Source organism: Microbacterium sp. 13-71-7 (assembly GCF_002257455.1).
In the GTDB taxonomy this organism is placed as follows: Bacteria; Actinomycetota; Actinomycetes; order Actinomycetales; family Microbacteriaceae; genus Microbacterium.
Genome location: NZ_NCKN01000025.1, coordinates 1 through 26478 on the forward strand (window position 1 = coordinate 1; position 26478 = coordinate 26478).

Consider the following 26478-nt stretch of genomic DNA (forward strand, 5'->3'; position numbering starts at 1 on the left):
TGAACTGCCGCCTGTAGGCTGTCGCGGCTGCCCCGGCTGGGGCGAGCTCTCCGACAAGGCGTATGACCTCGTGGTCATGTCGAACACGCTAGGCGGGGCCTCCGACATTCAGCCGGCACTCCCGCAAGTCGTGCAGATCGCGATCACGAAATCATCTGTGCAGGACGATACGCGCATCTCGAACATGTCTTCGACGACACGCCGAGGAGAGTGAGGAACAGATCGAACACCGCGCGGTCGGATCCGACCGCGATTCAGCGCCGCCTGGGCTCCAGCCGACCCGCGCCGTACCGGTGCGACTCCGGGACATCCATCTCGGCGCACAGCGCCAGCCAGACGTCCCGCGGGGGCACGCCGGCCTCCATCGCCTGCGCGGCCGTGCGCCCGCCGACGGCGCTCAGAACGAGGTCCGCCACGAGTGAGCCGCCACGCGATCCGAACTCCGCATCGACCGCACGGAGGAATTCGCTGCGCCGCATCCCGTCAGCGCAGCGACAGCTCGGACTCGACCGAGGCCACGAGCTCGTCGGGAACGACGTCGGGGATGACCTGCATGCCCTCGAGCACGGCGATCCGATCGCCGACCTCGCGCATGATGGTCGAGATGGGGACGTCGAGCGCTTCGGCGACCGAGGCGAGGATCTCGCTGGACGCCTCTTTCTGCCCGCGCTCTACCTCACTGAGGTACCCGAGCGCGACAGACGCTTTGCCTGCGACCTGGCGGAGTGTGCGGCCCTTCTGCAGACGGAAGTCCCGCAGCACGTCACCGATCTCCTGTCGTACGAGAATCATCGGGACCTCCTCTCCCCCATCCCCCGGCCCCAAGCGCCGGATCGGATGGACAGTCTAACCCGACCTGTCGGGATCGACACTAGTATTTCGTCCTGTGCATTGAATGTGAGCACACTCGACTCAACTTCGTCGTGAAGCACTCTATTCCCGGCCTTCCCGCCCGGGCGCGCCGGCATCCGGCTCCGCGCCCGTGACCGTCTCGAAGACCAGTGCGAGAGCCGCCAGAACCGAGGCAGCGCGAATCTCGGAACGATCGCCGTCGAAGAGGAACGCCCTGCTGATCGCGCGCTCGGCGACGCTCACCCCGATGTGCACCGTGCCGACGGGCTGCCCGCCCTGCGGGGTGGGACCGGCGACACCGGTCGTGGCGACGCCGACGTCCGCGGGGCGCCCCTCCACGGCCAGCGCTGCGCGGGCGCCCGCGGCCATCTGCCGCGCGACCTCGGGGTCGACCGGTCCGTACGTCGCGAGGCGGAGCGGATCCACCCCCAGCACCGAGGACTTGATCGGCGTCGCGTAGGCGACGACCGCGCCGTTGAGTACATCCGAGGCGCCACGGATCTCCACGAGCGCCGCCGAGAGCGCACCGCCCGTGAGCGACTCGGCCACGGCGAGGGTCATCCCTCGCTCGCGCAGCGCATCGAGCACCGCGGCCGCGGCGCGAGACTGCTCGCCGGACATCAGGACGCAGCGCCGCGGTCGGCGCGGGAGCCGCGCACCTGCGCCACCACGTAGTCGATGCCGCTCAGGATCGTCAGGATGAGCGCGATGACCATCAGCACCGCGGTCGTGATCGTCCACACCGGCATCCCGACCCAGACGTGCAGCGGCAGCAGCGCCCAGGAGAGCGCCACGGCCTGCACGGTCGTCTTGATCTTGCCCATCCACGCCGCAGCGACGACGTGCTCCTTGACGATCATGAAGCGGTGCACGGTGATGCCCCATTCGCGCACCAGGATGATGAGCACCAGCCACCACCACACCTCGCCGAGGATCGCGAGGCCGATGAAGCCCGCTCCGGTGAGCAGCTTGTCGGCGATCGGGTCCCAGAGCTTGCCGAAGTCGCTGACCAGGTCGTATCTGCGCGCGAGATAGCCGTCCACCCAGTCGGTCGAGATCGCCAGGATGAACAGCCCCGCGGCGACCCAGCGCAGGGCGGGCTGCGTCATCCCGTTCGCGCCGCCCATCAGCAGGAGCACGAAGAAGACGACGGCGAGAGGGATTCGCGCGATCGTGATCGCGTTCGGCAGCTGACGCGGAATGGCCATCAATCGCGCCCCGTCAAGCCCCAGGCGTCCTCATCGGACTCCGCGTCGACCTCGGGGAGGCCGCGGTACTGCGCCTCGAGCGGATCCTCGCCATAGCGGTCGTCCGCGCCGCCGTAGGACGATGCGGGCACGGGGTCTGCAGGACGCGGCGGCAGTGCGGGCGCCGGCGCGGCAGGAGCGCTCGGAGCAGGGGCCGCCGCGCGCGCCGAGGGCGGATCCTCGCCGCGCAGCTTGGCCAGGACTCCGGGCAGCTGCTCGGGGGTGACCAGCACGTCCCGCGCCTTGGAACCCTCGGACGGGCCGACGATCTCGCGCGACTCGAGCAGATCCATGAGCCGCCCGGCCTTGGCGAAGCCGACGCGCAGCTTGCGCTGCAGCATCGAGGTCGAGCCGAACTGCGAAGACACGATGAGCTCGGCGGCGGCGAGGAGCAGCTCGAGGTCGTCGCCGATGTCCTCGTCGACCTCCTTCTTCTTGCCCTCGACCGCTTCGGCCACGTCGGGCCGGTACTCCGGACGGGCCTGAGCCGTCACGTGCTTGACGACCGCGTCGATCTCGCTCTCGTCGACCCAGGCGCCCTGCAGGCGGAAGGGCTTGGAGGACCCCATCGGCGAGAAAAGCGCGTCACCCTGGCCGATCAGCTTGTCGGCGCCGGGGCTGTCCAGGATCACGCGGCTGTCGGTGACGCTGGTCACGGCGAACGCGAGGCGCGACGGCACGTTGGCCTTGATCAGGCCGGTCACGACGTCGACGCTGGGGCGCTGGGTCGCGAGCACGAGGTGGATGCCGCTCGCGCGGGCGAGCTGCGTGATGCGGACGATCGAGTCCTCCACGTCGCGCGGAGCGACCATCATGAGGTCCGCGAGCTCGTCGACCACGACGAGCAGGTAGGGATAGGGCTTGAGCACGCGCTCGCTGCCCGGGGGGACCACGACCTCGCCGGCGCGCACGGCGCGGTTGAAGTCGTCGATGTGGCGGAAGCCGAACGACGCGAGGTCGTCGTACCGCATGTCCATCTCCTTCACGACCCACTGCAGCGCCTCCGCGGCCTTCTTGGGGTTCGTGATGATGGGCGTGATGAGATGCGGGACGCCGGCGTAGCTGGTGAGCTCGACGCGCTTCGGGTCGATCAGCACCATGCGCACGTCGGCGGGGCGGGCGCGCATGAGCAGGCTCGTGATCATCGAGTTCACGAAGCTCGACTTACCGGATCCGGTCGATCCGGCCACCAGGAGGTGCGGCATCTTGGCGAGGTTGGCGAGGACGAAATTGCCGCCGACGTCCTTGCCGACGCCGATCGTCAGCGGATGGGTGCTCTTCTGCGCCGCGGCCGAGCGCAGCACGTCGCCGAGTGCGACGGTCTCGCGGTCGGCGTTCGGGATCTCGATGCCGATCGCGCTCTTGCCGGGGATCGGCGACAGGATCCGCACGTCGTTCGACGCCACCGCGTACGCGAAGTTGTTGCTCAGCTGCAGGATCTTCTCGACCTTGACGCCGTGACCGACCTCGACCTCGTACTGCGTGACCGTCGGGCCGCGCGAGAAGCCGGTGACCTTCGCGTCGACGTTGAACTGCGTGAGCACGTTCGTGATCTGCTCGACCACGCGGTCGTTCGCCTCGGAGCGGGCGACCGCGGGCGGTCCGGCCTTCAGCGCACCGGGCGACGGGAGGATGTAGGGGGCGGCGGGCGCCTGCAGACCGTCCTTGCCCGGTCCGTCGGTGCCGAACCCGTCGAATCCGGCCAGCTCCAGCTCGCCGGTGTCGCCGTCGTCGAGCAGCGCCGTGCTCTGCTGCTCGGCCAGGGAGTCCGCGACGGCGCGCACGTCGGTGAGGACCTCGGTGGCCGCGTCGTAGGGATCCTCGTCCTTGATGACGGCCTGGTCGTATGCGGTGGCCTGGGCCGCCGTGGGGGTGTCGTCCTGCGACGTGAGCAGCTCGGTGAGATCCTGCGAGCCGAGCCGGTCGTCCGGATCCTCTTCGCGCCCGGTCTTGTTGCGCCTCCACCAGGGCAGCACGTCGGGGTCGTCGACCTTGTCGGCCTCGTCGACCGCCGCGGCCTCCTCGGCGGGAGCGGCCTTGGGCGTGCGCTCGGCGTCGAACATCCAGGCGTACAGGTCGCCCAGGCGCTGGCCGATGCGGTTCGGCGGCGTCTTGGTGAGGATCAGCACGCTGAGCGCGGCGAGCAGCGACAGCACGATGTAGGCGGGAACCGACGTCAGGTAGCTGAGCGGCTGGCCCAGCAGCCAGCCGAACAGGCCGCCGGCGGCGCTGAGCGCCACCATCCCCTGCTTCGGCTGCGGCATGCCGCCCGCGACGTGGCAGAAGCCCGCGAGCGTGACCACGAACAGCCCGAAGCCGATCCCGATCCGGCCGTTGTCGTGCACGGAGGAGGGATGACGGAAGAGCCACCCCGCCAGGAGCAGCAGCAGCACCGGCATGATGAACGCCGCGCGGCCGATCAGGGCGCCCACCGAGTAGGCGCTGATGTTCGTCGCGACGGTGTTGCCGATGAAGAACCACTCGTTCACGGCGCCCGCGACGGCGAGCAGCACGAGCAGGAACGGGAAGCCGTCGCGACGCTGGTCCTTCTCGAGCGTCTCCAGGCCGAAGGCGCGGAAGAGCCCGCCCACGCCATGCGCGAGACCCGTCCAGGCGCGCGCGATCACCGGCGGCTTGTCGGGCTCGTCGACGTACTTCCTCGGGGCCGGCGCGGCCTTGGTCGAGCTGCGCGGCTTCGCCCCGGACGTGGAGCGACTGCGCGTCGAGGGTTTCTCGGCCGCGCTCTTGGTCGCATTCGAACTCCTGGGCATGCCTCCACGCTACGGCCGCACGCCGACAAAGGCCCGCAATGACGCGGCTTTCCGCGGGATTGCGGCCTCAGCCGGACTCCGGAGGCCGGGCGCTCAGGCCTCGATGACGAGCGGGACGATCATCGGGCGGCGGCGCAGCTTCTGGTTGACCCATCGGCCGATCGTGCGACGCACGATCTGCGACAGCGCGTGGTTGTCGCGCACTCCGTTGCCTGCCGCTTCCTTGAGCGCGGCGATGATCTTCGGCGCCACGTCGTCGAACACCGAGTCGTCCTCGGCGACTCCGCGGGCGTGGATCTCCGGGCCGGAGATGATCCGGCCGGTCGTCGAGTCGACCACGACGATGATGGACACGAAGCCCTCCTCGCCGAGGATGCGCCGGTCCTTCAGGTCCGCGTCGGTGATCTCGCCGACTGTGGAGCCGTCGACGTAGACGAAGCCGATGTCGAGCTGCCCTGCGACACGGGCGACGCCGTCCTTGAGGTCGATCACGGTGCCGTTGGAGCCGAGGATCGTGCGCTCGGCGGGGATCCCGGTGTCCTGCGCGAGCTTCGCGTTCGCCATGAGGTGGCGGTACTCGCCGTGCACCGGCAGGACGTTCTTCGGCTTCAGGATGTTGTAGCAGTACAGCAGCTCCCCCGCCGCGGCGTGGCCGGAGACGTGCACGCGGGCGTTCGCCTTGTGCACGACGTTCGCACCGAGCTTGGTCAGCCCGTCGATCACGCGGTAGACCGCGTTCTCGTTGCCCGGGATGAGGCTCGACGCCAGGATCACGGTGTCGCCGGGGCCCGGCTCGATCGCGTGGTCGAGGTTCGCCATGCGGCTGAGCACGGCCATCGGCTCGCCCTGGGATCCGGTCGACATGTAGACGATCTGGTCCTCGGGGAGGTCGCGCGCCTTCTTGTAGTCGATCAGCACGCCGTCCGGCACCTTGAGGTAGCCGAGCTGCTCCGCGATCGTCATGTTGCGGACCATGCTGCGCCCGAGGAAGGCCACACGGCGGCCGTGCGCGTGCGCGGCGTCGATGACCTGCTGCACGCGGTGCACGTGGCTCGAGAAGCTCGCGACGATCACGCGACGCGGCGCCTTCCCGATGACCTGATCGAGCACGGGGCCGATCGAGCGCTCGGTCGGCGTGAAGCCTGGCACGTCAGCGTTGGTCGAGTCGACGAGGAACAGGTCGACGCCCTCCTCGCCGAGGCGCGAGAACGCGCGGAGGTCCGTGATGCGCCCGTCCAGCGGGAGCTGGTCCATCTTGAAGTCGCCCGTTGCGAGCACCATGCCCGCGGGGGTGCGGATCGCGACGGCGAGCGCGTCGGGGATCGAGTGGTTGACCGCGACGAACTCGAGGTCGAACGGGCCCACCTTCTCGCGCTGCCCCTCCTTCACCGTGAGGGTGAAGGGCTTGATCCGGTGCTCCTTGAGCTTCGCCTCGACGAGCGCGAGGGTGAGGCCCGATCCGATCAGCGGGATGTCGCCCTTGAGACGCAGCAGGTAGGGCACCGCGCCGATGTGGTCCTCGTGGCCGTGCGTGAGCACGACGCCGACGATGTCGTCGAGGCGGTGCTTGATCGGCTCGAAGTCGGGCAGGATCAGGTCGACGCCGGGCTGGTGCTCCTCCGGGAAGAGCACGCCGCAGTCGACGACCAGGAGCTTGCCGTCGTACTCGAAGACTGTCATGTTGCGGCCGACCTCGCCGAGACCGCCCAGGGGCGTGACGCGGAGGGTGCCGGGGGCGAGTGCTTCGGGGTCTGCGAGGGGGATGTTCATGTGGTGCCTCCTAGGCGGGGCGCGCGGCGCGCCCGATGTTCGTGGTTCCCCTGCCGACCGGGACCGGATCCTTCTGCGCGTCGCGCGCGGATCCGCCCCCGTCGGGTCCGATGCCCACCGGCCGCACCCTCATCGGGTCGTGCCGTGCACCTTGGGGAGTGCGCCGCCGGCGGCGGCATTGCGGTCGGGGCGGAAGTCGGAGAAGTCCGCGCCGGGGATGTCCTTGACGAGCGCGAGCTCGTCCTCGATGAGGGCGGCCTCCCACTCCTCCGGCCCCACCAGGGGCAGGCGGACGCGGGGGCTCGTGATGCGGCCGAGGCCGTGCAGGATGTACTTCGCCGACACCGTGCCCGGCACGTGCGTCATCGCGGCGCGGACGAGCGGCTCGAGGCGCTTGTGCTCGGCGGTGGCGGTGGCGAGGTCGCCGCGGTTCACCGCGTCGACGATCGCGCGGTACGGCGCAGAGGTGATGTTCGCCGTGACGCCGATGAGACCTGTGGCCCCGATCGAGAGGTGCGGGAGCACGTTCGAGTCGTCGCCGGAGAAGTACATCAGGTCGGTCTGGTTCAGCACCCGGCTGACCTCGGAGAAGTCGCCCTTGGCGTCCTTGACCGCGAGGATGTTCGGGTGCTTGGCGAGACGGAGGATCGTCTCGTACTTGATCGGCACCCCGGTGCGGCCGGGGATGTCGTAGAGGATCACCGGCAGGTCGGTGGCGTCCGCAACGAGGCGGAAGTGCGTGAGGATGCCCGCCTGGGTGGGCTTGTTGTAGTACGGCGTGACGATCATGATGCCGTCGGCGCCGGCCTTCTCGCTGGCCTTGTAGAGCTCGATCGCGTGCGCGGTCTCGTTGGATCCGCCGCCCGTGATGATCTTCGCCCTGCCTGCCGCGACGTCCTTGCCGACCTCGACGAGGCGCAGCTTCTCGGCGTCGGTGAGCGTCGAGGTCTCCCCCGTCGTCCCGGTGACGACGATGCCGTCGGCGCCGTCGGAGATGACGCGGTCGATGTGCTTCTCGACGGAAGGCCAGTCGACCTCGCCGTCGGCCGTCATCGGGGTGATGAGGGCGACGAGCACCTGTCCGAAGGGATTGCCCGTGTGCGTCATGGGTCCAGCGTAATGGACCCGGCGATGCTCACGCTGTCGGCGTGACGCGGATGACGTCGCCGCGGGCCAGATCCGCGTGGGGCTTGAGCAGCAGGCCGGCCGCGACGCCCACCGGCGCCTCGTCGGCCTTCTTGCGGAACATCTCGATGCCGGTGATCGTGCTGGCACCGGTCTGCGCGGATCCGCGGAGCACCACGACGCGATCGCCGACGCGCATCACGCCCGCCGTGGTCCTGCCCGTGGCGACCTGGCCGCGCCCGGTGATCGTGAAGACGTCCTCGACGACGAACTCCGCCGTTCCGACGCCGGTCGAGACCGTGCCGGCGACCGAGGCGATGCCCTGACTCGGTGCGATCCCGGCGGCGGCGAGGCGCTCGGCCTCCTGCGCGTTGTACTGCCGGAGCAACTCGTTCGCGTCCGGCGGATCCTTCTTCTTCCCGAACCAGCCCATGCGTTCGAGCCTAGAGGGAAGGGCCGGTTAGGCTCGCGCACATGGCCTGGCAGACGCGGGAATCGCGCATCGTCTACGACAACCGCTGGATCTCGGTGCGGGAGGATCACGTCTCCGGCCCCGCCGGCGACGGGATCTACGGCGTGGTCACCCTGAAGAACGCCGCGGTGTTCGTCGTCGCCCTCGACGAGGACGATCGCGTCTGCCTCGTCACGATCGACCGCTACACCACGGGGCGCTCGGTCGAGGTGCCCGCAGGAGGCACGGACGGGGAGGATCCTCTCCTCGCCGCACAGCGCGAGCTGCGCGAGGAGACCGGGCTCGAGGCGGACGAGTGGACCCAGATCGGCACGATGAACGCCCTCAACGGCGTCACCGTGGCGCCCGAGCACGTGTTCCTCGCCCGGAGCCTGCGACAGGCCGGCGACAGCGCTCGCACGCAGGCCGAGGAGGGCATCGACGAGATGGCGTGGGTGCCCTTCGCCGAGGCGCTCGCGATGGTCGCCGACGGGCGGATCCGCGACGGCGAGACGATCGCCGCCCTCGCGTACGCCGGTATCAGGCTGCGCCGGTTCGCCTGAGCGGGTCTTCGCACCGCCACGATCCGCACACGCTGCGACGATCCGCACACGAATACGGCGATTCGGTGCGCGGGTCGTGGCGGGCTGTGCGGATCGTCGCCCCGCGGTCGGCGACGCGATGGGCACCCGGGGCGCTCTACATGCGGCCGCGGCGGGCGATCCGGGTCGTGAGCGAGCGCGGGATCAGGCGCGAGCCCGCGATCATCGCCTTGTAGCGCAGCGACGGGACCACGACGGATCGGCCCTGCCCGGCGGCGCGCAGGCCCTGGCGCACGACGAAGGGCGCGTCCAGCCACATGAACCGCGGCACCCCCTCCTGGCCCGCTCCGAGCCCCATCCGGGAGTGGAAGGTGGTGTGCACGAAACCGGGGCAGAGCGCCGTGACCGTGACGCCGTCTGCCGCATACTCGCCGTTCGCCCAGCGGCTGAAGCCGATGAGCCACGCCTTGCAGGCGGAGTACGTGGAGCGCGAGATGAAGCCGGCCACCGAGGCGACGTTGATGATCCGTCCTCCGCGACCGCGCATGACCCCGAGCGCGGCGTGCATGAGCCGCATCGGCGCCTCGACGTGCACGCGCAGGTGGCGCACCTCGTCCGCGATGTCGTTGTCGGCGAAGTGCAACGGCAGTCCGAACCCGGCATTGTTCACGAGCAGGTCGATCGGGCGCTCGGCATCGGCGATCCGCTGCGCGACGCGGTCGACGTCCTGCTCCACGGCGAGATCGGCGAGGAGGACCTCGACGGCGACGCCGCGGCTCTCGCGGAGCTCCGCGGCGAGCGCCTGCAGTGCGTCCTCCGAGCGGGCGACCAGCACGAGGTCCGCGCCGCGGTCGGCGAGCTGGCGCGCGAACTCCGCGCCGAGCCCCGCGCTGGCGCCGGTGATGAGAGCGGTGGGCATCCGGATCCTCCTGTCGACAGCGGGCGATGCGGTCAGCGCTGGTAGCCGAGGAAGCGGAAGCGAATCCCGGTCCTGCTGGTCCGCCACTCCCCCTCCGAGACGAGCCGGAACCCCGCGCGCGAGGGGGCGAACGCATCGCCGGGCACGTCCAGGTCGAGCTCGGTCACCTCGAGACGGTCGGCGGCGCCGATCACCTCGCGGAAGATCTCCCCGCCGCCGATCACCCACGCCTCGTCGAGGCCGGCGAGCGCATCGGCGATCGATCCCGCCGTCCTCGTGCCGTCGGCGGTCCATCCCGCCTGCCGGGTGATCACGATGTTGTCGCGACCGGGAAGCGGCCTGAACCGCTCGGGGAGCGACTCCCAGGTGCGCCGGCCCATGACCACGGGCGCGCCGAGGGTGATCTCCTTGAAGTGCGCGAGGTCCTCCGGCACGTGCCAGGGCATCGTGCCGCCGGCGCCGATCACGCCGCCGTGCGCCTCGGCCCAGACCAGTCCGATCCGGGTCATACGGCGACCGCCGCCCGGATGGCCGGGTGGTGCTGGTAGTCCTCGACCGCGAAGTCCTCGTAGGCGTAGTCGAAGATCGACTCCGGCTTCCGGGTGATCCGCAGGGTCGGATACGGGTACGGCTCGCGCGTGAGCTGCTCCCGCACCTGCTCGAGGTGGTTGTCGTAGATGTGGCAGTCGCCGCCCGTCCACACGAAGTCGCCGGGCTCGAGACCGGTCTGCTGCGCCACCATCAGGGTGAGCAGTGCGTAGGAGGCGATGTTGAACGGCACGCCCAGGAACAGGTCGGCGCTGCGCTGGTACAGCTGGCACGACAGCTTGCCGTCGGCCACATAGAACTGGAACAGCGCGTGGCAGGGGGCGAGCGCCATGTCCGGGATGTCCGCCGGGTTCCACGCGGACACGATGATGCGGCGCGAATCCGGCGAGTTCCGGATCTGGTCGATCACCTGCTGCAACTGGTCGATGTGGCCGCCGTCCGGCGTGGGCCAGGAGCGCCACTGCACGCCGTAGACCGGTCCAAGGTCGCCGTCCGCGTCGGCCCACTCGTCCCAGATCGTGACGCCGTTCTCCTGCAGCCACTTCACGTTCGAGTCTCCGCGCAGGAACCAGAGCAGCTCGTACGCGATGGACTTGAAGTGCACGCGCTTGGTGGTGATGAGCGGGAAGCCCTGAGACAGGTCGAAACGGATCTGCCGGCCGAACACGCTGGTGGTGCCCGTACCGGTCCGGTCGTCCTTGTGCGTGCCGCTCGCCAGCACGTCGCGGAGCAGGTCTTCGTACGGCGTGGGGATCGCGGCGCTCATGCGTTTCAGCGTACCGGCGGCGACCGGCTCACGGGTCGTTCGACAGGCTCAGCGACCGACGGGCGGACCCTGCGACGGGCTCAGGGACCGGCACCCGGGAACCGCGGGCTGACTCGAACCGTCATATCCGCCCGCTCCCCCGGCGGACGGACGTAGCCTCGGACCATGTCCTTGCCGATCGCCGTCTCCGTGGTCGCCGCCCTGCTCGTGGTGACCGTACTCGCGGGCGTGCTGCTGCGGCGCAGAGACGGCCGCGCGGTCACGGTGCACGGCGACCGGCACGTGGATCCGGCGGACCTCATGCGACCGCTGGGAGCGCACGCGACCCTGGTGCAGTTCAGCACCGAGTTCTGCGCACGCTGCCCGCAGGTGCGGCGCATGCTCGGATCCGTCGCCGCCGAGCGCACGGGCGTCGTGCATGCCGAGGTCGATCTCACCTCACGCGCCGACCTCGCCACGCGGTACAAGGTGCTCTCCACGCCGACGACGCTGATCGTCGATCCCGAGGGCCGGATCCGCTCCCGCTTCACCGGCGTCCCCACCAGGGCCGCCGTGCTCTCGGCGCTCGACGGCGCCGACCAGGTCCAGGAGGCCACCGCATGACCGCACCCGCCGGCATCGATCCCCGCGGTCCGCGTTTCGCGGCGTGGATCACCTCCGCCCTGCTCCTCGTGGCCACCGTGCTGGGGCTCGTCGCAGGGCCTCCTCCCGCCACGATCTCCTTCGGCTGGTTCGCGTATCAGCCGCTCGCGGACGCCACGTACACCCCGGGCGACTTCGCCTTCGTCGCCGGGCGTCCGTTCTGGGTCCAGGTCCTGCTGTTCCGCGCCGGCCAGCCCGCGTTCCTGCTGACCCTCGTGATCGCGCTGCTCTTCCTCTGGGGCGTGCTCTCGCCGCGCACCCAGCCGTGGAGCCTGCTGTTCCGCACCCTGGTGCGCCCGCGACTCGCGCCGCCGCGCGAGCTGGAGGACCCGCGTCCGCCCCGCTTCGCCCAGGGCGTCGGCCTGTTCGTCGTCACCATCGGACTCGTCCTGCATCTGCTCGGCGTGCCGTGGGCGCTGCCGATCGCGACGGCGATGGCGTTCGTCGCCGCCTTCCTGAACGCCGCGTTCGGCCTGTGCCTGGGCTGCCAGCTGTATCTCCTGCTGCAGCGCGCCGGGATCCTGGGCAGGGCCCCGCGACTTCCCTGAGAACTACGGATCCATCCCGGTCCGGTCGCTAGGCTGGCACCCTCACCCATCCCGATCGGAGGATCCCCATGTCCGTCACGAGCGAAGCCGCTGCCACCTGGACCGGAAGTCTCATCGAGGGCGAGGGATCCGTCTCCTTCTCCTCCTCCCACCTGGGCACGTTCCCCTTGAACTGGAAGGCACGGTCGGAGGGGTCCGACACCACGACCACGCCGGAGGAGCTCATCGCCGCCGCGCACTCCTCCTGCTTCAGCATGGCGCTCTCGCACGCGCTGGCCGGCAACGGAACACCCGCGGAGCGCGTCAACACGACCGCATCGGTCACCTTCAAGCCGGGCGTCGGCATCACCGGGAGCCACCTCAACGTGAACGCCACGGTGCCGGGCCTCGACCCCGAGACCTTCCAGCGCCTCGCCCAGGATGCCAAGACCGGCTGCCCGGTCTCCGCTGCGCTCTCCGGCATCGAGATCACCCTCGAGGCGACTCTGGCCTGAGCAGGGCTCACATCGGAAACGCCGCGCCCTTCAGGGTGCGGCGTTTCGTCTCGGTCGCTTCGCGTCCTCGCTCAGCGAGCCCGTGCGCCGGCCAGGCGGATCGCGGTGCGGATCGCCGCACGCGCGTCCTTGCGATGCCCCGCCGCGTCGTGCACCACGCCGAGACGGTACTGCGCGCGCCAGTCCTCGGGCTCCGCGGCCGCCGCCGATCCGTACTCCGACACCAGGCGGTCCGCGTCCTCGGGCAGCAGTCGGCCGTTCGGACGCAGGTTCTCCGGCGCCTCCGGCATTCCGCCCTCATCGTTCAGCACGCGGCCGAGGCGATCCGCGGCCAGGCCGAACTGCAGCTCGCGCACGAGCGCCCAGGCGCCGATCAGCGGCATCACGAGCAGCGCGATGCCCATCGTGATCCCGAGCGCCTGCCCCGAGCCCAGCAGCACCACCGCTCGCCAGCCGACGAGCACGATGTACAGCACGAGGAGCGCGGCCATGACGGCGACGCCGATGCGGGAACCCATCCCTCCATCCTAGATCGGCGCCCTCGGCGCGACCGGCGGCGCAGGCGACGGGGATCGCCGGGCACGGCAGCGCGGCTCGCGGCGCGGAGTGCGGCGGAACGCGCCGGGCACGGCAGCGCGGCTCGCGGCGCGGAGTGCGGCGGAACGCGCCGGGCACGGCACCGGAAAGCGTGCGACAGCGGCACGACAGTGCTCCGACAGCGCGGCCGCGGATGCTCTGAGCATGACGAATCCCACCACCGACTGGGCCCTCGAGGCCGACGGACTCGTGAAGGTGTTCGGTGAGAACCGTGCGGTCGACGGCGTCGACCTGCGCGTCCGCACCGGCACCGTCTACGGCGTCCTCGGCCCGAACGGCGCCGGCAAGACCACCACCATCAACATGCTCGCGACCCTCATGCGCCCCGACGGCGGATCCGGTCGCGTCTTCGGCCACGACGTCGTCCGCGAGGCGCACATCGTGCGCCAGCTCATCGGCGTCACCGGGCAGTTCGCCTCGGTCGACGAAGCCCTGTCCGCCACCGAGAACCTCATGATCTTCGCCCGGCTGCTGGGCCTTGGCCGCAGCGAGGCGAAGGCGAAGTCCGCCGACCTGCTGGAGCGCTTCGGCCTGACCGAGGCCGCGCGCCGTCCGCTCAAGCAGTTCTCCGGCGGCATGCGCCGACGGCTCGACCTGGCCGCGTCACTGCTCGCCCAGCCTCCGCTGATCTTCCTCGACGAGCCCACGACCGGGCTGGATCCGCGCACTCGCGGGCAGATGTGGGACACGATCCGCGAGCTCGTGCACACGGGCTCCACCGTGCTCCTCACGACCCAGTACCTCGACGAGGCCGACCAGCTCGCCGACCGGATCGCCGTGATCGACCACGGCAAGGTCGTGGCGGAGGGCACTCCGGACGACCTCAAGGCATCCGTCGGCACCTCCTCGCTGCAGCTGCGCGTGCGCGACGCGGCCGACACCGCCGACGCGCTGCACGCGATCGAGCAGACCCTCGGCGTCCGCGGCGCCCTCTCCCCCGAGGCGTCCAGGATCACAGCTCCCCTGGCGGATCCGGATGGGGTCGCCGAGCTCCTGATCACGCTCCGCGAGGCCGGAATCGGCCTCTCCGAGGTCAGTGTGCAGAAGCCCACGCTCGACGAGGTGTTCCTCACGCTCACCGGCCACCCGGCCGATGAGGAATCCGCAGACGACTCCACCACCGCACAGATCCAGGAGGTCGGCGCATGACCACCCTCGCCCCCACCGCCGGTCGCATCGTCCCGGCCGCCGAGCGCCGGCTGAGCCCGCGCGCGAGCCTGTCCCTGACGCTGCGCAACACCGTCACGATGGCGGCGCGCGGTCTCATCAAGATCCGGCGCACGCCGGAGCAGCTCGTCGACGTGACGGTGCAGCCGATCCTGTTCACCCTGATGTTCACGTACATCTTCGGCGGCGCGATCTCCGGCAACGTCACGAACTACCTGCCCGTCATCATCCCCGGGATCCTCGTGCAGACCGTCATCACCACCTCGGTGGTGACCGGGGTGCAGCTGCGCGAGGACATGGACAAGGGCGTGTTCGACCGGTTCCGCTCCCTGCCGATCGCGCGCATCGCGCCGCTGTCCGGCGCCCTCCTCGCCGACACGATCCGCTACGGCATCGCGACGGTGCTCACCTTCGCGATGGGCTTCGTGATGGGCTTCCGTCCCGCGGGCGGGCTGGGCGCCGTGATCGGCGCCGGGCTCCTCGTGATCGTGTGCTCCTGGGCGATCAGCTGGATCTTCGCCTTCGCCGGCGTGATCGCGCGGACCGCGTCCAGCGTGCAGGGCATCTCGATGATGATCCTGTTCCCGCTCACCTTCCTCTCCAACGCCTTCGTCCCGGTCGACACGATGCCGGGCTGGCTGCAGTGGTTCGTGAACGTGAACCCGGTCTCGCATCTCGTGACGGCGGTGCGCGACCTCGTCAACACGGGCGCCTTCAGCGTCGACGCGTGGATCTCGCTGCTCGGCGCGGCCGTGATCGTGGCGATCTTCGCCCCGCTCACCGTGCGCGCGTACATGCGCAAGGCCTGAACCGGCCTGCACCCACGGCCCGACAAGGGGCGTCCTCGACGAGGGCGCCCCTTCGTCGTACTCGGCCGGGGCCGTGAGATCTGCGCGGCGTCCGCCGGGCGCGCGGATCGCTGCGCTGCGCTCAGCGAGCGCCCAGCACGGCGAGGCCGCGGGCCACGCGCTCCGCGGGATCCAGCGCGGCGGCATCCGTCCGCGCCGCGGCGACGGCCTCGGGTCCGGCGATCCGCTCCGCATCCGCGAAGTGCATCGCGAGGTCGAGGCTCGGCATGTTCTGCCGCCCGCCGAGCACCTCGGCGAGCGCGACCGCCTCCGTGCCCCGCGCGACCAGCTCCGGCTGCCGCAGCGCCCAGGCCGACCAGCCGATCAGGGCCGTGCCGAGGACTGGCCTGTCCACGCCCTCCCGCCGCTGCCGGCATGCGGCGATCGTGCGCGTGCGCAGTCGCCGCTCCCACCTGGCGAGCTCCGCCTCCGGCACCTCGAGTTCGCGGGCGGCCGCCGAGACGTAGCCGGACAGGGCCATCAGATACCACGGCGAGCGGCGGTGCACGGGATCGGCGAACGCTGCCATGGCGCGTCCGAACGCCGCGGTGGCCCCCGCCACGCGTCCGTCCAGCAGCTCCGCCTCTGCGAGACCGTACAGCCCGATCGATCCCAGTTCCACGCCGTCCTGGCTGAGGCCGCCCTCCTCGGTGAGCCGGGTGAACAGCGCCCGCGCCTCGTCGCTGCGGCCCAGGCAGAGCAGCGCGCCGCCGCGCACCCACTCCTGGTGGTTCATCTGATCCTGCGCTTCGAACTCCTCGAACACGACGGTCGCGCGCTGGATCCAGGTCATGGCCTCGGCAGGGCGCGCCGACTGCGCCGCCAGCTGCGCGGCGAGATCGGCGGCCATGCCCTCGGCCCATCGTTCGTCGAGGCTGCGCGCGCGGAGCCAAGCGCTGCGCGCGGCCTCCATCGCCACCTCGGCCTCTCCGTCGTTCTCCGCCCGGTGCGAGCGCAGCACGTCCGCCGTCAGCAGCGCCCGCGGATCCGACCCGTGCACGAACTCCGACACCGCCCCCAGCGGCCCTCCCCGGCCGACGGCGATCAGGGCATCGGCCAGCAGCTGCCAGGAGGGCGCGAGCGCGTCCCCCGCGGCGCGCACGGCTCGCGTGACGAAGACGAGCCCACGTGCGGCGAGAGGATCCCCGCTGATCATGCAGCCGAGCGAGGCCATCACGACCGCCATGACCTGCAGATCGGGTGCGATGTCCCCGGACGGCAGGGCGTCCACGATCTCGATCATCGGCCCGGCGTAGCCGATGAACTCGGTGAAGGACCCGCGGATGAACCAGGACTGCCCGAGGACGGTGAACAGGCGCACCGCATCGGCGCCACGGTGCGCAGCGACCAGGTGCCGCAGCACGTGCACGAGATTGTCGTGCTCCCGGGTGATCGCGAGGTGCGCCTGCGCGGTCAGCCCCGCGGGGAACGCCCTGGCACTCGCACCGTGCTCGGCGACGAAGGCGAGCGCCCACCCGACCACGGCCTCCCACGCTTCGTCCTCCGCGCCGGTCTCAGCAAGGCGCTCGTGCCCGAACTCGCGCACGGTCTCCAGCATGCGGAACCGCACGGCGCCGTCGGCGACCTCGATCACGTTCAGCAGCGACTGCGAGACGAGTCCCTCGAGGACATCGTCGGAGGCCGCAGACAGCACGGCGTCGGCGGCCTCCGCGGAGAATCCGCCGGGGAGCACGGACAGCAGCGCGAGCGCCTGCCTGGCATCGGGAGAGAGCAGGTCCCAACTCCACTCGATCACGGCCTCGAGCGTGCGATGACGCTCAGGGGCTGCCCGGTCTCCCGAGGTGAGCAGAGCGAAGCGGTTCTCCAGGCGCTTCTCGATCTGCTCCGGCGTCATCGTTCGCACGCGCGCGGCCGCGAGCTCGATCGCGAGCGGCAGCCCGTCGAGGCGCGCGCACAGTCGCGCGACGACCTCCAGATCGAGCGTCGCGCCGGGGCGCGCGGCGTGCGCCCGTTCCACGAAGAGGCGCACGGCGGGAGCCTCCTGCGTGGCCTCGATCTCCAGCGGCTCGAGCGGGAGCACACGCTCTGCGGCGATCGCGAGCGGCGTGCGGCTCGTGGTCAGGATCCGCAGGGAGGGCACGGCGGCCAGCAGGTCGGCGGTCCACCGCGCGACGCCCTCGATCACCTGCTCGCAGTTGTCCAGCACGAGCAGCGTCGTCCGGTCGCTGAGCGCCGCCACGATCCGAGCGCCGAGTTCGGGGCGCGGACGCTGCTCGGAGAGTCTGCCGCCCGGGACGGTCTCGCTGATGCCCAGGGCGGCGGCGATCGCCAGCGGCACCCCTGCGTCCGCACGCACGCCCGCGAGCGGGACGACGACCACCGCGGGGGCCGAGGACTCCGCCGCGAGCGCCTGCGCGAGCCGGGTCTTGCCCAGGCCCCCCGCGCCCATGATGGTCACCAGCCGCGCCGCGCGCAGCAGAGAGCGGGCCGCGAGGAGCGCGTCGTCGCGTCCGATGAGTTCGTTCGGAGCGGCCAGCACCCCGATCCGCACCCTCGGCCCATCGTCCTGCCCGCGCAGCAGCCGCGCGTTGAGCTCGACGAGCGCGGGGCTGGGCGAGCTGCCGAGGGACTCGGCGAGCGTGCGGCGCAGCCGAGCGAAGACGCCGAGAGCCTCCGGCGCCCGGCCGTCCTCGGCGAGGGCCGTCATCAGCGCGGCGTGCGCGGCCTCGTCGAGCGGGTGCGCCGCCGCCAGCTCCTCGAGGATCCCGATGCCCTCGGCCGTCTGCCCCGAGGCGACGAGCGCTGCCGCGAGGCAGCCGCGGATCGCTGCGCGCAGCGCCTGCGCCTCGGTCGCGAGGTCTTCGGCGATCGGAGCACCGGCCAGGTCGACGCCGGGCTCTCCCCGCCAGAGCGAGATCGCCGCGCGCAGCAGCCGGATCCGGTCCGGGTCTCCGTCGTCGAGCGTGTCCGCCTCGGCGCGCAGCCGCCGCGCGGTGTGCAGATCGGTGTCGTCGGTGCCGAGCGCGTACCCTCCTGGGGCGCTCGCGATGGCGTCGGATCCCGCCAGTGCCCTGGCCCGCGACACGAGCGTCTGCAGCGCGGCCTTCGGGTTCTGCGGCTGGTCCTCGCCCCAGACCTCGTCGGCCAGCGCGGGCACCGAGCGGGTCGTGCCGGTGCCGGCGAGGACGAGCGCCGCGAGCAGCGCGCGCATGGGCGTCCCGCCGGCGTCGCGATCCGCGATCCGCACCGGTCCGAGCACGCCGATGCGCGCGGTCATGCGCGCGGCCGGATCCCCAGGTCGATCACGTTCTCCAGGCCGACGACCACGCCGCGCAGGTCCCGCGCGTACGGCAGCGCGAGGCGGATCCCGGGGGCGTACGCCGCGGCGGACTCCACCGTGTCGTGCACGATCGACAGCGACTCCCCAGGGCCGGAGAGGATGACCTCCTGCTTGGCGATCACGCCGGGGCGTCGCAGCGAATGCACGGGAACGCTCGCCACCTGCTGGCCGCGGGCGCGCTGGTCGACGTGCGGGGCGTCCACGGGGCCCTGCTCGGCGCGCGCGGCGGCGATGAGCTCGGCGGTGCGGACGGCCGTGCCGCTGGGCGAGTCGATCTTGGTGTGCTGGTGCGCCTCGATGATCTCGACCGATCCGAAGAAGGGTGCGGCCAGGGTGGCGAGTGCGGTGCCGAGCACGGATCCCAGCGAGAAGTTGGGCACGAACAGGGCACCCGTCCCAGCCGCCTCGATGGCCGGGCGGACCTGCGCGATCCGGTCGGCGGACCACCCGGAGGTGGCGACGAGGAGGTTGATGCCCCGGTCGGTCGCGGCACGCACGATCTCGACGCTGGAGGCCGGCGTGGTCGCGTCGACCACCAGGTCCGCGCCGTCGAGCTCGTCCATGGTGCTGGCCGATCCGAGCACCGCACCGACCTCGAATCCGTCGAGGCGCGCGATCACGTCGCCGATGATGGTGCCGAGCTTGCCGGAGGCGCCCACCAGGGCCACGCGCGTCGTCATGCCCTCAGTCTATTCAGCGCCTCCGACGGGGGCGCCGCCGGTCGCCGCGGCTCGCGACGTGCTGCGTCCTGGCAGCTCTCGACGCGTCCGGGGCGCCGGGGTCGCGGCATCGATTACCGTCGGATCATGCCCACGTTCCGCATCGCCTCCCCCGAGGACGCCGACGCCCACGCCGTGCTCGTCGACTACTTCACCCTGCGCGCGGCGGAGTTCCCCGGAGGCGGCTACTCCCCCACGTATCCGACCGCCGCGGCGTTCCAGGCTCCGGACGGCGCCTTCCTCCTGCTCGAGGACGAGGGCGCGATCGTCGGCTGCGGCGGGATCCGCCGGGTCGGGATGCCCGGGGGCGAGACGGACGTGTTCGAGATCAAGCACGTCTTCCTGCGCCCTGAGACCCGCGGCCGAGGCTGGGGGCGCCTGCTGCTGGACGAGCTCGAGCGCCGCGCGCGCGGTTTCGGCGCCGCCGCCCTCGTGCTCGACACCCACCACACGCTCGAGGCGGCGGGGCATCTCTACCGCAACAGCGGCTTCGTCGAGATCCCGCGCTACAACGAGAATCCGAACGCGACCCGCTGGTACCGCAAGGAACTGGAGTCCCGCGCATGAGGCTGTGGTCCGTACATCCCCAGCACTACGACCGGCAGGCGCTGACGGCGTGCTGGCGCGAGGGACTGCTCGCCCAGGCCGTCATCGCGGATCCGACGCGCCGCGGCTACGCGCATCATCCGCAGCTCCAGCGCTTCCGCGAGACGCGCGATCCGCTCGCCGCGATCGGCGACTATCTCGCGGCCGTCGTCGGCGAGGCCGATGCCCGTGGCTACCGCTTCGCGCGGGAGAAGATCCTCAAGACCGGTCCGGTCGAGCGGATCCCGGTGGCCCGCGGTCAGCTCGAGTACGAATGGGGGCACCTGCTCCGCAAGCTGGAGGTGCGCACCCCGGAGCTCTGGGAGCGCTCGCGGGCGCTCTCCCTCCCGGCGCCGCATCCGCTGTTCACGGTCGTCGACGGTCCGATCGCGGACTGGGAACGGGTGGGCTGAGCCTGCACTGCCCCCTCGCGGCGCGACGATCAGCACAGGACGACACGATCCGCACACGGATCCGGCGACATCGTGTGCAGAACGTCGCAGGCTGTGCAGATCGTCGCAACCGCGACGGCGCGGGACGCCGCAACCATGCGGCGCCCGGACGAGGTCAGACCAGGAGCGGATCCGGCAGGCCGGTGCGCAGTTCCATCGGGAGATGGCTCAGGTCGTTGTGCGCGACCAGGCTCCACGGGCGTCCCTGCTTCTGCGAGATCACGGTGAGGCCGCAGTTGGCCTGGTTCAGCGTCATCCAGCGCCACTCCGGGGCTTCCAGCACCTCGCGCACGAACCAGCTGATCACGAAGTTGTGGGTGATGAGCACCTCGTGCACGTCTCCCGGCTTGCGCACCAGGAACTCGTTCACGGCATCGCCCATCTGCGCCCGACCCGCCTCGATCTCCGCGTCCGTGATGGATCCGAAGAACGGCTCGAACACGGCGGGCGTCTCCTCCGTCATGCCGGTGGGCACGCAGTCGAACAGGAGGGCGGACGGCTCCGCCTCGACGGCGGGGATCCGCTCCGAGATCGCCCGGGCGGTCTCGGCCGCGCGCAGCAGCGGAGAATGCCAGATCGCGTCAAGCGGCAGGCCGGACAGCCGATCGGCCACGAGTGCGGCCTGGCGGCGGCCGCGCGGCGAGAGGGGTCCGTCAGCGAGACCGTGCTCGGCGTCCTGATGCTCGCCGTGCCGGACCAGATAGATGTAATGCGTCACAACCCGCTCGCCTCGTCTCCGGCGCCGGGGCCGGGGTGCTTCCAGCCTATGTCACAGATCGGACACGGCAAGGGACCGATCAGGTCAGCTCGCCGCTCGCGTGAGCTCGGCCAGCTGCGCGCGACCGAGGGCGACGCCCGCGCCCTGCATCAGCTCGTCGACCTGCTCGGTCGCGAACGCATTGACGACGGGGGCCGTGATCGTGCGCTGCGCGAGGAGCCAGCCGATCGCGACGGCGGCGACGGGCACCTGCAGCTCGGAGGCCGCGATGTCGAGCGCCCGCAGCACCTTGATGCCACGGCGGTTGATGTTGCCGCGCAGCTGCATGCCGCGCACGCCCTGCAGCGACTGCTTGGTGCGGTGCCGGCCGGACAGGAATCCGTGCTCGAGTGCGTGCGACGGGGTCACGGCCAGCCCCTGCGCCGCGGCGACGAGCCGGAGGTCGCCCTCGAAGCCCGTCCTGCGCAGAAGGTTGTACGGCTCGTCCAGCACCTCGATACGCGGGTAGCCGGCGGATGCCAGGATGCGCGCCTCCACGAGGCGCTCCGCGGTGAAGCCGAAGGCGCCGAGCGCCCGGACCTTTCCCGTCTCGACGAGCCACTCTGCGGTGGCCAGGGTGTCCTCGAGGGCGCTGCCGTCATCGACCGTGCCGTCGAGGTAGAGCACATCGATGCACTCGACGCCGAGGCGCGTCAGCGAGGCCTCGGCCGCGCGCACCAGGTTCACGGATCCGATGCCGGGGTTGTCGGGGTGGCCGCCGACGCGCACGCTCAGGACGATGTCCTCGCGATCGGCGCGCGTCGCGAGCCAGCGGCCGACGATGTGCTCGCTGCGCCCCGCGGCGAAGCTGTCGGCCGTGTGCACCGCGTTGCCGCCGAAATCGGCGTAGCGGTCGAGGATGTGCAGCGCCGTGTCGGCATCGGTGTTCCAGCCGAACTCGGCGCCGCCGAGGATGAGCGGGAAGGTGCGGATGCCGGTCTCTGCGAGGGGCACGCGCAGGCCGGCACCGATGCCGGGTCCGACCACCGGGATCGGCGCGGAGGGATGGGGTGTGACCAGCGCGGGCGCGCCGGTCGCCGCGGGTGCGGCATGGCCGATGGCGGATCCTGCCGTGGATCCGACGCTGAAGAGACGCATGCGATCACCCCCGTGCTTGCTGCGTTGTGTCCTGTGGCGCACCCCCCGGTGCGTCCCTTCGAGAGTAAGCGAGGCCTCCGACAGTTCCGTTCATTGAGTCGTCCAGGAGGCGAACAACTCGTAACGTTTCGGTCACGAAGGCGGGAAAAGGCCCGCCATGTCCCCCTTTCGGTGGACAGGACGGGCCTTTTCGTGCGAAGGACTCAGACCTCGGCGACCTCAGCGGCCGGCTCGGCCGCCTCTGCCGGAGCCTCGTCGATGACGGGCTCGAGCGAGAGCTTGCCGCGGTCGTCGATCTTCGTGATCTTCACGAGGATCTTCTGGCCGACGGAGAGCACGTCGTCGACGTTCTCCACGCGCTTGCCACCGGCGAGCTTGCGCACCTCGGTGACGTGCAGCAGGCCGTCCTTGCCCGGGAGCAGGGAGACGAACGCACCGAAGGTCGCGATCTTGACGACCGTGCCCAGGAACTGCTCGCCGACCTCCGGGTTGGTCGGGTTGGCGATCGCGTTGACCTGGGCGCGGGCAGCCTCGGCCGACGGGCCGTCGGTCGCGCCGATGTAGACGGTGCCGTCCTCCTCGATGGAGATCTGCGCGCCGGTCTCGTCCTGGATCGCGTTGATCGTCTTGCCCTTCGGGCCGATCAGCTCGCCGATCTTGTCGACCGGGATCTGCACGCTGATCACGCGCGGCGCGGTCGGCGCCATCTCGTCCGGGCTGTCGATCGCGGCGTTCAGCACGTTGAGGATCGTGAGACGAGCCTCCTTGGCCTGGGTCAGCGCGCCGGCGAGCACCTCGGAGGGGATGCCGTCGAGCTTCGTGTCCAGCTGGATCGCGGTGACGAACTCGCTCGTTCCGGCGACCTTGAAGTCCATGTCGCCGAGGGCGTCCTCGGCACCGAGGATGTCGGTGAGCGCCGCGTAGCGGGTCTCACCGTCGACCTGGTCGGACACCAGACCCATCGCGATGCCGGCGACCGGCGCGCGCAGCGGCACACCCGCGTTCAGCAGCGACAGGGTCGAGGCGCACACCGAGCCCATCGAGGTGGATCCGTTGGAGCTGAGCGCCTCGGACACCTGACGGATCGCGTACGGGAACTCCTCGCGCGTCGGCAGAACCGGCACGAGGGCGCGCTCGGCGAGGAAGCCGTGCCCGATCTCGCGACGCTTCGGCGAACCCACGCGGCCGGTCTCACCGGTCGAGTAGGGCGGGAAGTTGTAGTGGTGCATGTAGCGTTTGCTCGTCGTCGGGGACAGCGAGTCGATCTGCTGCTCCATCTTGAGCATGTTCAGCGTGGTGACGCCCAGGATCTGGGTCTCGCCGCGCTGGAAGATCGCGGAGCCGTGCACGCGCGGGATGACCTGCACCTCGGCGTCGAGCGGACGGATGTCCGCCAGGCCACGACCATCGATGCGGACGCCCTCGGTGAGGATCCGGCCGCGAACGATCTTCTTGGTGACCGACTTGTAGGCGCCGGAGAACTCGGCGAGTGCGGCCTCGGGCTGCTCCCCCGCCTCGACGGCGGCGACGAGCTCGGCCTTGACGCGGTCCTTGATCGCGTCGTCGGCGTTCTGACGCTCCTGCTTGTCGGCGATCTGGTAGACGTCGACGAGCTCGGCGTAGGCGCGCTCCGCCACGAAGTCGTACGTGCCCTCGCTGTACGGCAGGAAGACCGGGTACACGCCCGGCTCCTTCGACGCCTGCGCGGCGAGCTCGGCCTGAGCCTTGACCAGCTGCGAGATGAACGGCTTGGCGGCCTCGAGACCCTGCGCGACGATGTCCTCGCTGGGCTTGGTGGCGCCGGCCTTGATCAGGTTCCAGCTGCCCTCGGTGGCCTCGGCCTCGACCATCATGATCGCGACGTCCTCGGTGCCGTCACCCTTGGTGACGACGCGACCGGCGACGACGAGATCGAAGACGGCCTGCTCGACCTGCTCCGCGTTCGGGAACGCGACCCACTGGTCCGCGTGCTCGCCGTGACCGGGGATGAACGCGAGGCGCACACCGGCGATCGGGCCGGAGAACGGCAGACCCGAGATCTGGGTCGAGGCGGACGCCGCGTTGATGGCGAGCGCGTCGTAGTACTCGCCCGGAGCGATGCTCAGGACGGTGATCACGATCTGCACCTCGTTGCGGAGGCCGTCGACGAACGACGGACGCAGCGGGCGGTCGATCAGACGGCAGACGAGGATCGCCTCGGTCGAGGGACGGCCCTCGCGACGGAAGAACGAGCCGGGGATCTTGCCGGCGGCGTAGGAGCGCTCCTCCACGTCGACGGTCAGCGGGAAGAAGTCGAAGCCCTCACGCGGCGACTTGCTGGCGCTCGTCGCCGAGAGCAGCATCGTCTCCTCGTCGAGGTAAGCGGCGACCGCGCCCTGCGCCTGCTGCGCGAGACGACCCGTCTCGAAGCGGACGGTGCGGGTGCCGAAGCGGCCGTTGTCGAGAACGGCCTCGGTGGCGGTGATTTCAGGACCTTCCAAGAGGTCTCTCCTTCTTTGTTTAGGCTCGCTCTCCCGTGTGGAGCGCGAGCATGGACGGATGCGCACAGAGGCATCCTGTTCGATCCTATCAGCGCGGCGCGCCTGAGTCCGCGCCCTCAGACCTCGCTGGGCTCGCGCACCCCGCGCTCACGGCCCAGGCGCACGTAGTCGTGGTGCTTCGCGCTGCGTCCGTCGCCCGCGGCGCGGCCGTGCAGGCGGCGCCAGACCCACGGCAGCGCGTGGCGGCGCCACCAGACGCCTGCGCCGGTGCGCTCGGTCGCGTGCAGGGCCTCGTCCAGCGCGCCGAGCTCATCCGCGAGGGGCACGCCGAGCGCGACGCCCGCCCGGTAGGCGAGGAAGCGGTGCCCGCGGCTGGAGAGGTGTACCAGGTCCTCCCCCCAGTTCGGCCGCTCGGCGAGCTGCGGGTGGAGGTCGGTGTCGAGCAGGATCGCGCCCTGACGGCGCGCGATGCCCGCGAGCGCGGTGGCCCAGGCGGAGAAGCGGCGGGCGTAGACGCGGGCGGCGGGGTTCCCCGGCAGGAACGCCGTCACGAGGAGCACGTCGGCGCCCGCCTCGCGCAGCTGCCGCACGGCGTCCTCGAGGCGGTTCGCGAGGAGCGGGACGGAGACCCGCTGCTTCACGAGGTCGTTCGCGCCGATCAGGATCGAGACGAGGTCGGGGCGCAGCTGCAGCGCGCGGTCCAGCTGGGATCCGCACACGTCCCCGACGCGCTTGGAGCGGATCGCGAGGTTCGCGTAGTCCAGCGGCTCCCGCGCCGCCAGCAGCAGTGCGAGCCGGTCCGCCCAGCCGCGCAGCGCACCGTCCGGGCCAGGGTCGCACAGACCCTCCGTGAGCGAGTCGCCCAGCGCGACGTAGCGGCGCCAGTGCTTGCGCTCCCCCGCGGGGGTGGGCTCCGGCCGCACGGCCCGCGGCGCGCGCAGGCCCGCATCGGCCCGGTGCAGGTCCTTCGCCTCGGTGAAATGGCCGAGCAGCTGATCGCACACCGCGCTCCAGCTGCGCCCCTCCACCGCCTCGCGGCCGGCGCGGCCGAAGGCCTGCCGCTTGCGCGCGTCGCCGGCGAGGTCCCGCACCCGCTCCCGCAGATCCTGCAGCTCCCCCGGCCGGTAGAGCCAGCCGTCGATGCCCTGTCGCACCAGATCCAGCGGACCCCCTCGCCCCGTGGCGACCACCGGGATCCCGCTCGCGTGCGCCTCCTGCAGCGTCTGCCCGAAGGTCTCGCTCTCCCCCGGATGCACGAAGACGTCGAACGACGCCATGGCCTGCGCGAGCTCAGGACCGCTGAGATGCCCGAGGAACACGGCGCCCGGCAGCAGTGCTTCGAGCCGCGGCCGGGAGGGGCCGTCGCCGACGATCACGAGCCGGACTCCCGGCAGATCCGCGAGCACGTGCAGGTCCTCGACCTGCTTCTCCGGGGCGAGCCGGCCCACGTAGCCGACCACGACGTCGGCGCCGGAGCGGTGCTCCCATGCGCTGAGGCGACGGTCGGGGTGGAAGCGCTCCGCATCGACCCCGCGACCCCAGCGGCGCACCCGGTCGACCCCGAGCCGGGCGAGCTGCTCCTCCGACTCGGACGAAGGGGCCAGGGTGAGGGTGGCGCGCCGGTGCAGCCGGGCGATGTGGGCCTCGGCGAGCGCCGTCGTCAGCGAGACCCCGTAGCGGGCCGCATAGGCGGCGACATCGGTCTGATACGCGGCGACCGCCGGCACGCCGATCCGCTCCGCGGCGAGCGCGCCGCGCCAGCCCAGGGCGAACGGCGAGGCGAGGTGCACCACGTCCG

General features: G+C 71.2%; 27 protein-coding genes. 9 read left to right on the plus strand and 18 right to left on the minus strand.

The features are described 5' to 3' along the window. Positions 1–214 (plus strand): hypothetical protein (locus B7X32_RS04130; protein ID WP_292716458.1); only part of this gene is annotated, 214 nt, incomplete at its 5' end. Between the two features lie 40 nt (positions 215–254). Here the strand turns inward: B7X32_RS04130 and B7X32_RS04135 are convergent. From B7X32_RS04135 to B7X32_RS21040, 8 genes are all read right to left on the minus strand, one after another. After that, on the minus strand, positions 255–479 hold the full coding sequence (locus tag B7X32_RS04135; protein WP_292716461.1) for a DUF3046 domain-containing protein: 225 nt from the start codon (positions 477–479) through the stop codon (positions 255–257). A 4-nt stretch (positions 480–483) separates the two neighbouring features. Further along, positions 484–792 carry a helix-turn-helix transcriptional regulator gene (locus B7X32_RS04140; protein ID WP_045273774.1) on the minus strand — a complete coding sequence of 103 codons (309 nt, stop codon included), beginning with the start codon at positions 790–792 and terminating at the stop codon, positions 484–486. Positions 793–933: 141 nt separating this feature from the next. After that, positions 934–1473, minus strand: a complete 540-nt coding sequence (locus tag B7X32_RS04145; RefSeq protein WP_292716478.1) for a CinA family protein — start codon at positions 1471–1473, stop codon at positions 934–936. Next, complete coding sequence (gene pgsA / locus B7X32_RS04150) at positions 1473–2060, minus strand: CDP-diacylglycerol--glycerol-3-phosphate 3-phosphatidyltransferase (RefSeq protein ID WP_292716481.1); 588 nt, start codon at positions 2058–2060, stop codon at positions 1473–1475. The genes B7X32_RS04145 and pgsA overlap by 1 nt, the downstream gene beginning before the upstream one ends. Beyond that, the gene (locus tag B7X32_RS04155; protein ID WP_292716484.1) at positions 2060–4870 is read right to left on the minus strand and encodes a DNA translocase FtsK; all 2811 of its coding nucleotides are present in this window, start codon (positions 4868–4870) and stop codon (positions 2060–2062) included. Before B7X32_RS04155 ends, pgsA begins: the two co-directional genes overlap by 1 nt. 93 nt (positions 4871–4963) lie before the next feature. After that, the gene (locus tag B7X32_RS04160; RefSeq protein ID WP_292716487.1) at positions 4964–6640 is read right to left on the minus strand and encodes a ribonuclease J; all 1677 of its coding nucleotides are present in this window, start codon (positions 6638–6640) and stop codon (positions 4964–4966) included. A gap of 129 nt (positions 6641–6769) precedes the next feature. Beyond that, positions 6770–7747, minus strand: a complete 978-nt coding sequence (dapA, locus tag B7X32_RS04165; RefSeq protein ID WP_292716490.1) for a 4-hydroxy-tetrahydrodipicolinate synthase — start codon at positions 7745–7747, stop codon at positions 6770–6772. 28 nt (positions 7748–7775) lie between these two features. Continuing rightward, a complete protein-coding gene (locus B7X32_RS21040) occupies positions 7776–8198 on the minus strand; it encodes an EF-Tu/IF-2/RF-3 family GTPase (RefSeq protein ID WP_366246946.1) in 423 nt (140 codons plus the stop codon). Between the two features lie 41 nt (positions 8199–8239). Between B7X32_RS21040 and B7X32_RS04175 the strand changes: the two genes are divergently transcribed. Then, on the plus strand, positions 8240–8779 hold the full coding sequence (locus B7X32_RS04175) for an NUDIX hydrolase (protein WP_292716492.1): 540 nt from the start codon (positions 8240–8242) through the stop codon (positions 8777–8779). 136 nt (positions 8780–8915) lie between these two features. Here B7X32_RS04175 and B7X32_RS04180 read toward each other — a convergent pair whose 3' ends face one another. The 3 genes from B7X32_RS04180 to B7X32_RS04190 are packed head-to-tail and all read right to left on the minus strand — an operon-like array spanning position 8916 to position 10992. Further along, positions 8916–9677 carry an SDR family oxidoreductase gene (locus B7X32_RS04180; RefSeq protein WP_292716495.1) on the minus strand — a complete coding sequence of 254 codons (762 nt, stop codon included), beginning with the start codon at positions 9675–9677 and terminating at the stop codon, positions 8916–8918. Between the two features lie 32 nt (positions 9678–9709). Then, on the minus strand, positions 9710–10186 hold the full coding sequence (locus B7X32_RS04185; protein WP_292716498.1) for a dihydrofolate reductase: 477 nt from the start codon (positions 10184–10186) through the stop codon (positions 9710–9712). Next, positions 10183–10992: a thymidylate synthase gene (locus B7X32_RS04190; RefSeq protein ID WP_292716500.1), complete on the minus strand. Its 810-nt coding sequence runs from the start codon at positions 10990–10992 to the stop codon at positions 10183–10185. The genes B7X32_RS04185 and B7X32_RS04190 overlap by 4 nt, the downstream gene beginning before the upstream one ends. A 165-nt stretch (positions 10993–11157) precedes the next feature. Between B7X32_RS04190 and B7X32_RS04195 the strand changes: the two genes are divergently transcribed. The 3 genes from B7X32_RS04195 to B7X32_RS04205 all read left to right on the plus strand — a co-directional run bounded on the left by B7X32_RS04195 (position 11158) and on the right by B7X32_RS04205 (position 12676). Next, positions 11158–11595: a thioredoxin family protein gene (locus tag B7X32_RS04195; protein WP_292716503.1), complete on the plus strand. Its 438-nt coding sequence runs from the start codon at positions 11158–11160 to the stop codon at positions 11593–11595. Then, positions 11592–12182 carry a DUF4395 domain-containing protein gene (locus B7X32_RS04200; protein ID WP_292716506.1) on the plus strand — a complete coding sequence of 197 codons (591 nt, stop codon included), beginning with the start codon at positions 11592–11594 and terminating at the stop codon, positions 12180–12182. Before B7X32_RS04195 ends, B7X32_RS04200 begins: the two co-directional genes overlap by 4 nt. A 68-nt stretch (positions 12183–12250) precedes the next feature. Further along, positions 12251–12676 carry an OsmC family peroxiredoxin gene (locus B7X32_RS04205; protein ID WP_292716510.1) on the plus strand — a complete coding sequence of 142 codons (426 nt, stop codon included), beginning with the start codon at positions 12251–12253 and terminating at the stop codon, positions 12674–12676. Positions 12677–12747: 71 nt separating this feature from the next. Here B7X32_RS04205 and B7X32_RS04210 read toward each other — a convergent pair whose 3' ends face one another. Beyond that, positions 12748–13194, minus strand: a complete 447-nt coding sequence (locus B7X32_RS04210) for a hypothetical protein (RefSeq protein WP_292716513.1) — start codon at positions 13192–13194, stop codon at positions 12748–12750. 223 nt (positions 13195–13417) lie between these two features. On the opposite strand from B7X32_RS04210, the gene B7X32_RS04215 reads away from it, so the two are divergent. Both B7X32_RS04215 and B7X32_RS04220 read left to right on the plus strand, forming a co-directional pair. Then, positions 13418–14422, plus strand: coding sequence for an ATP-binding cassette domain-containing protein (locus B7X32_RS04215; protein WP_292716516.1), 1005 nt, complete (start codon positions 13418–13420; stop codon positions 14420–14422). Continuing rightward, positions 14419–15249 (plus strand): ABC transporter permease, encoded by an 831-nt coding sequence (locus tag B7X32_RS04220; protein ID WP_292716519.1) that lies wholly within the window; start codon positions 14419–14421, stop codon positions 15247–15249. The genes B7X32_RS04215 and B7X32_RS04220 overlap by 4 nt, the downstream gene beginning before the upstream one ends. Positions 15250–15370: 121 nt before the next feature. On the opposite strand, the gene B7X32_RS04225 is transcribed toward B7X32_RS04220, so the two are convergent. Together B7X32_RS04225 and dapB are read right to left on the minus strand one after the other, a co-directional pair. Continuing rightward, on the minus strand, positions 15371–18526 hold the full coding sequence (locus tag B7X32_RS04225) for a BTAD domain-containing putative transcriptional regulator (protein WP_292716522.1): 3156 nt from the start codon (positions 18524–18526) through the stop codon (positions 15371–15373). Continuing rightward, positions 18523–19269, minus strand: a complete 747-nt coding sequence (gene dapB / locus B7X32_RS04230) for a 4-hydroxy-tetrahydrodipicolinate reductase (RefSeq protein ID WP_292716525.1) — start codon at positions 19267–19269, stop codon at positions 18523–18525. Before dapB ends, B7X32_RS04225 begins: the two co-directional genes overlap by 4 nt. 126 nt (positions 19270–19395) lie before the next feature. Here dapB and B7X32_RS04235 point away from each other — a divergent pair, with 126 nt between their 5' ends. Both B7X32_RS04235 and B7X32_RS04240 read left to right on the plus strand, forming a co-directional pair. Next, positions 19396–19875 (plus strand): GNAT family N-acetyltransferase, encoded by a 480-nt coding sequence (locus tag B7X32_RS04235; RefSeq protein WP_292716528.1) that lies wholly within the window; start codon positions 19396–19398, stop codon positions 19873–19875. After that, entirely contained in the window at positions 19872–20306 is a 435-nt protein-coding gene (locus tag B7X32_RS04240) for a pyrimidine dimer DNA glycosylase/endonuclease V (RefSeq protein WP_292716531.1), read from the plus strand. The genes B7X32_RS04235 and B7X32_RS04240 overlap by 4 nt, the downstream gene beginning before the upstream one ends. A gap of 154 nt (positions 20307–20460) precedes the next feature. Here the strand turns inward: B7X32_RS04240 and B7X32_RS04245 are convergent, their stop codons facing one another. From B7X32_RS04245 to B7X32_RS04260, 4 genes are all read right to left on the minus strand, one after another. Beyond that, positions 20461–21063 carry a histidine phosphatase family protein gene (locus B7X32_RS04245; protein ID WP_292716534.1) on the minus strand — a complete coding sequence of 201 codons (603 nt, stop codon included), beginning with the start codon at positions 21061–21063 and terminating at the stop codon, positions 20461–20463. 84 nt (positions 21064–21147) lie between these two features. Further along, a complete protein-coding gene (locus B7X32_RS04250; RefSeq protein ID WP_292716536.1) occupies positions 21148–22200 on the minus strand; it encodes an aldo/keto reductase in 1053 nt (350 codons plus the stop codon). A 203-nt stretch (positions 22201–22403) separates the two neighbouring features. Next, a complete protein-coding gene (locus B7X32_RS04255; RefSeq protein ID WP_292716539.1) occupies positions 22404–24680 on the minus strand; it encodes a polyribonucleotide nucleotidyltransferase in 2277 nt (758 codons plus the stop codon). A 116-nt stretch (positions 24681–24796) separates the two neighbouring features. Then, on the minus strand, positions 24797–26478 hold a 1682-nt coding region (locus B7X32_RS04260; protein WP_292716542.1), incomplete at its 5' end, for a GDSL-type esterase/lipase family protein.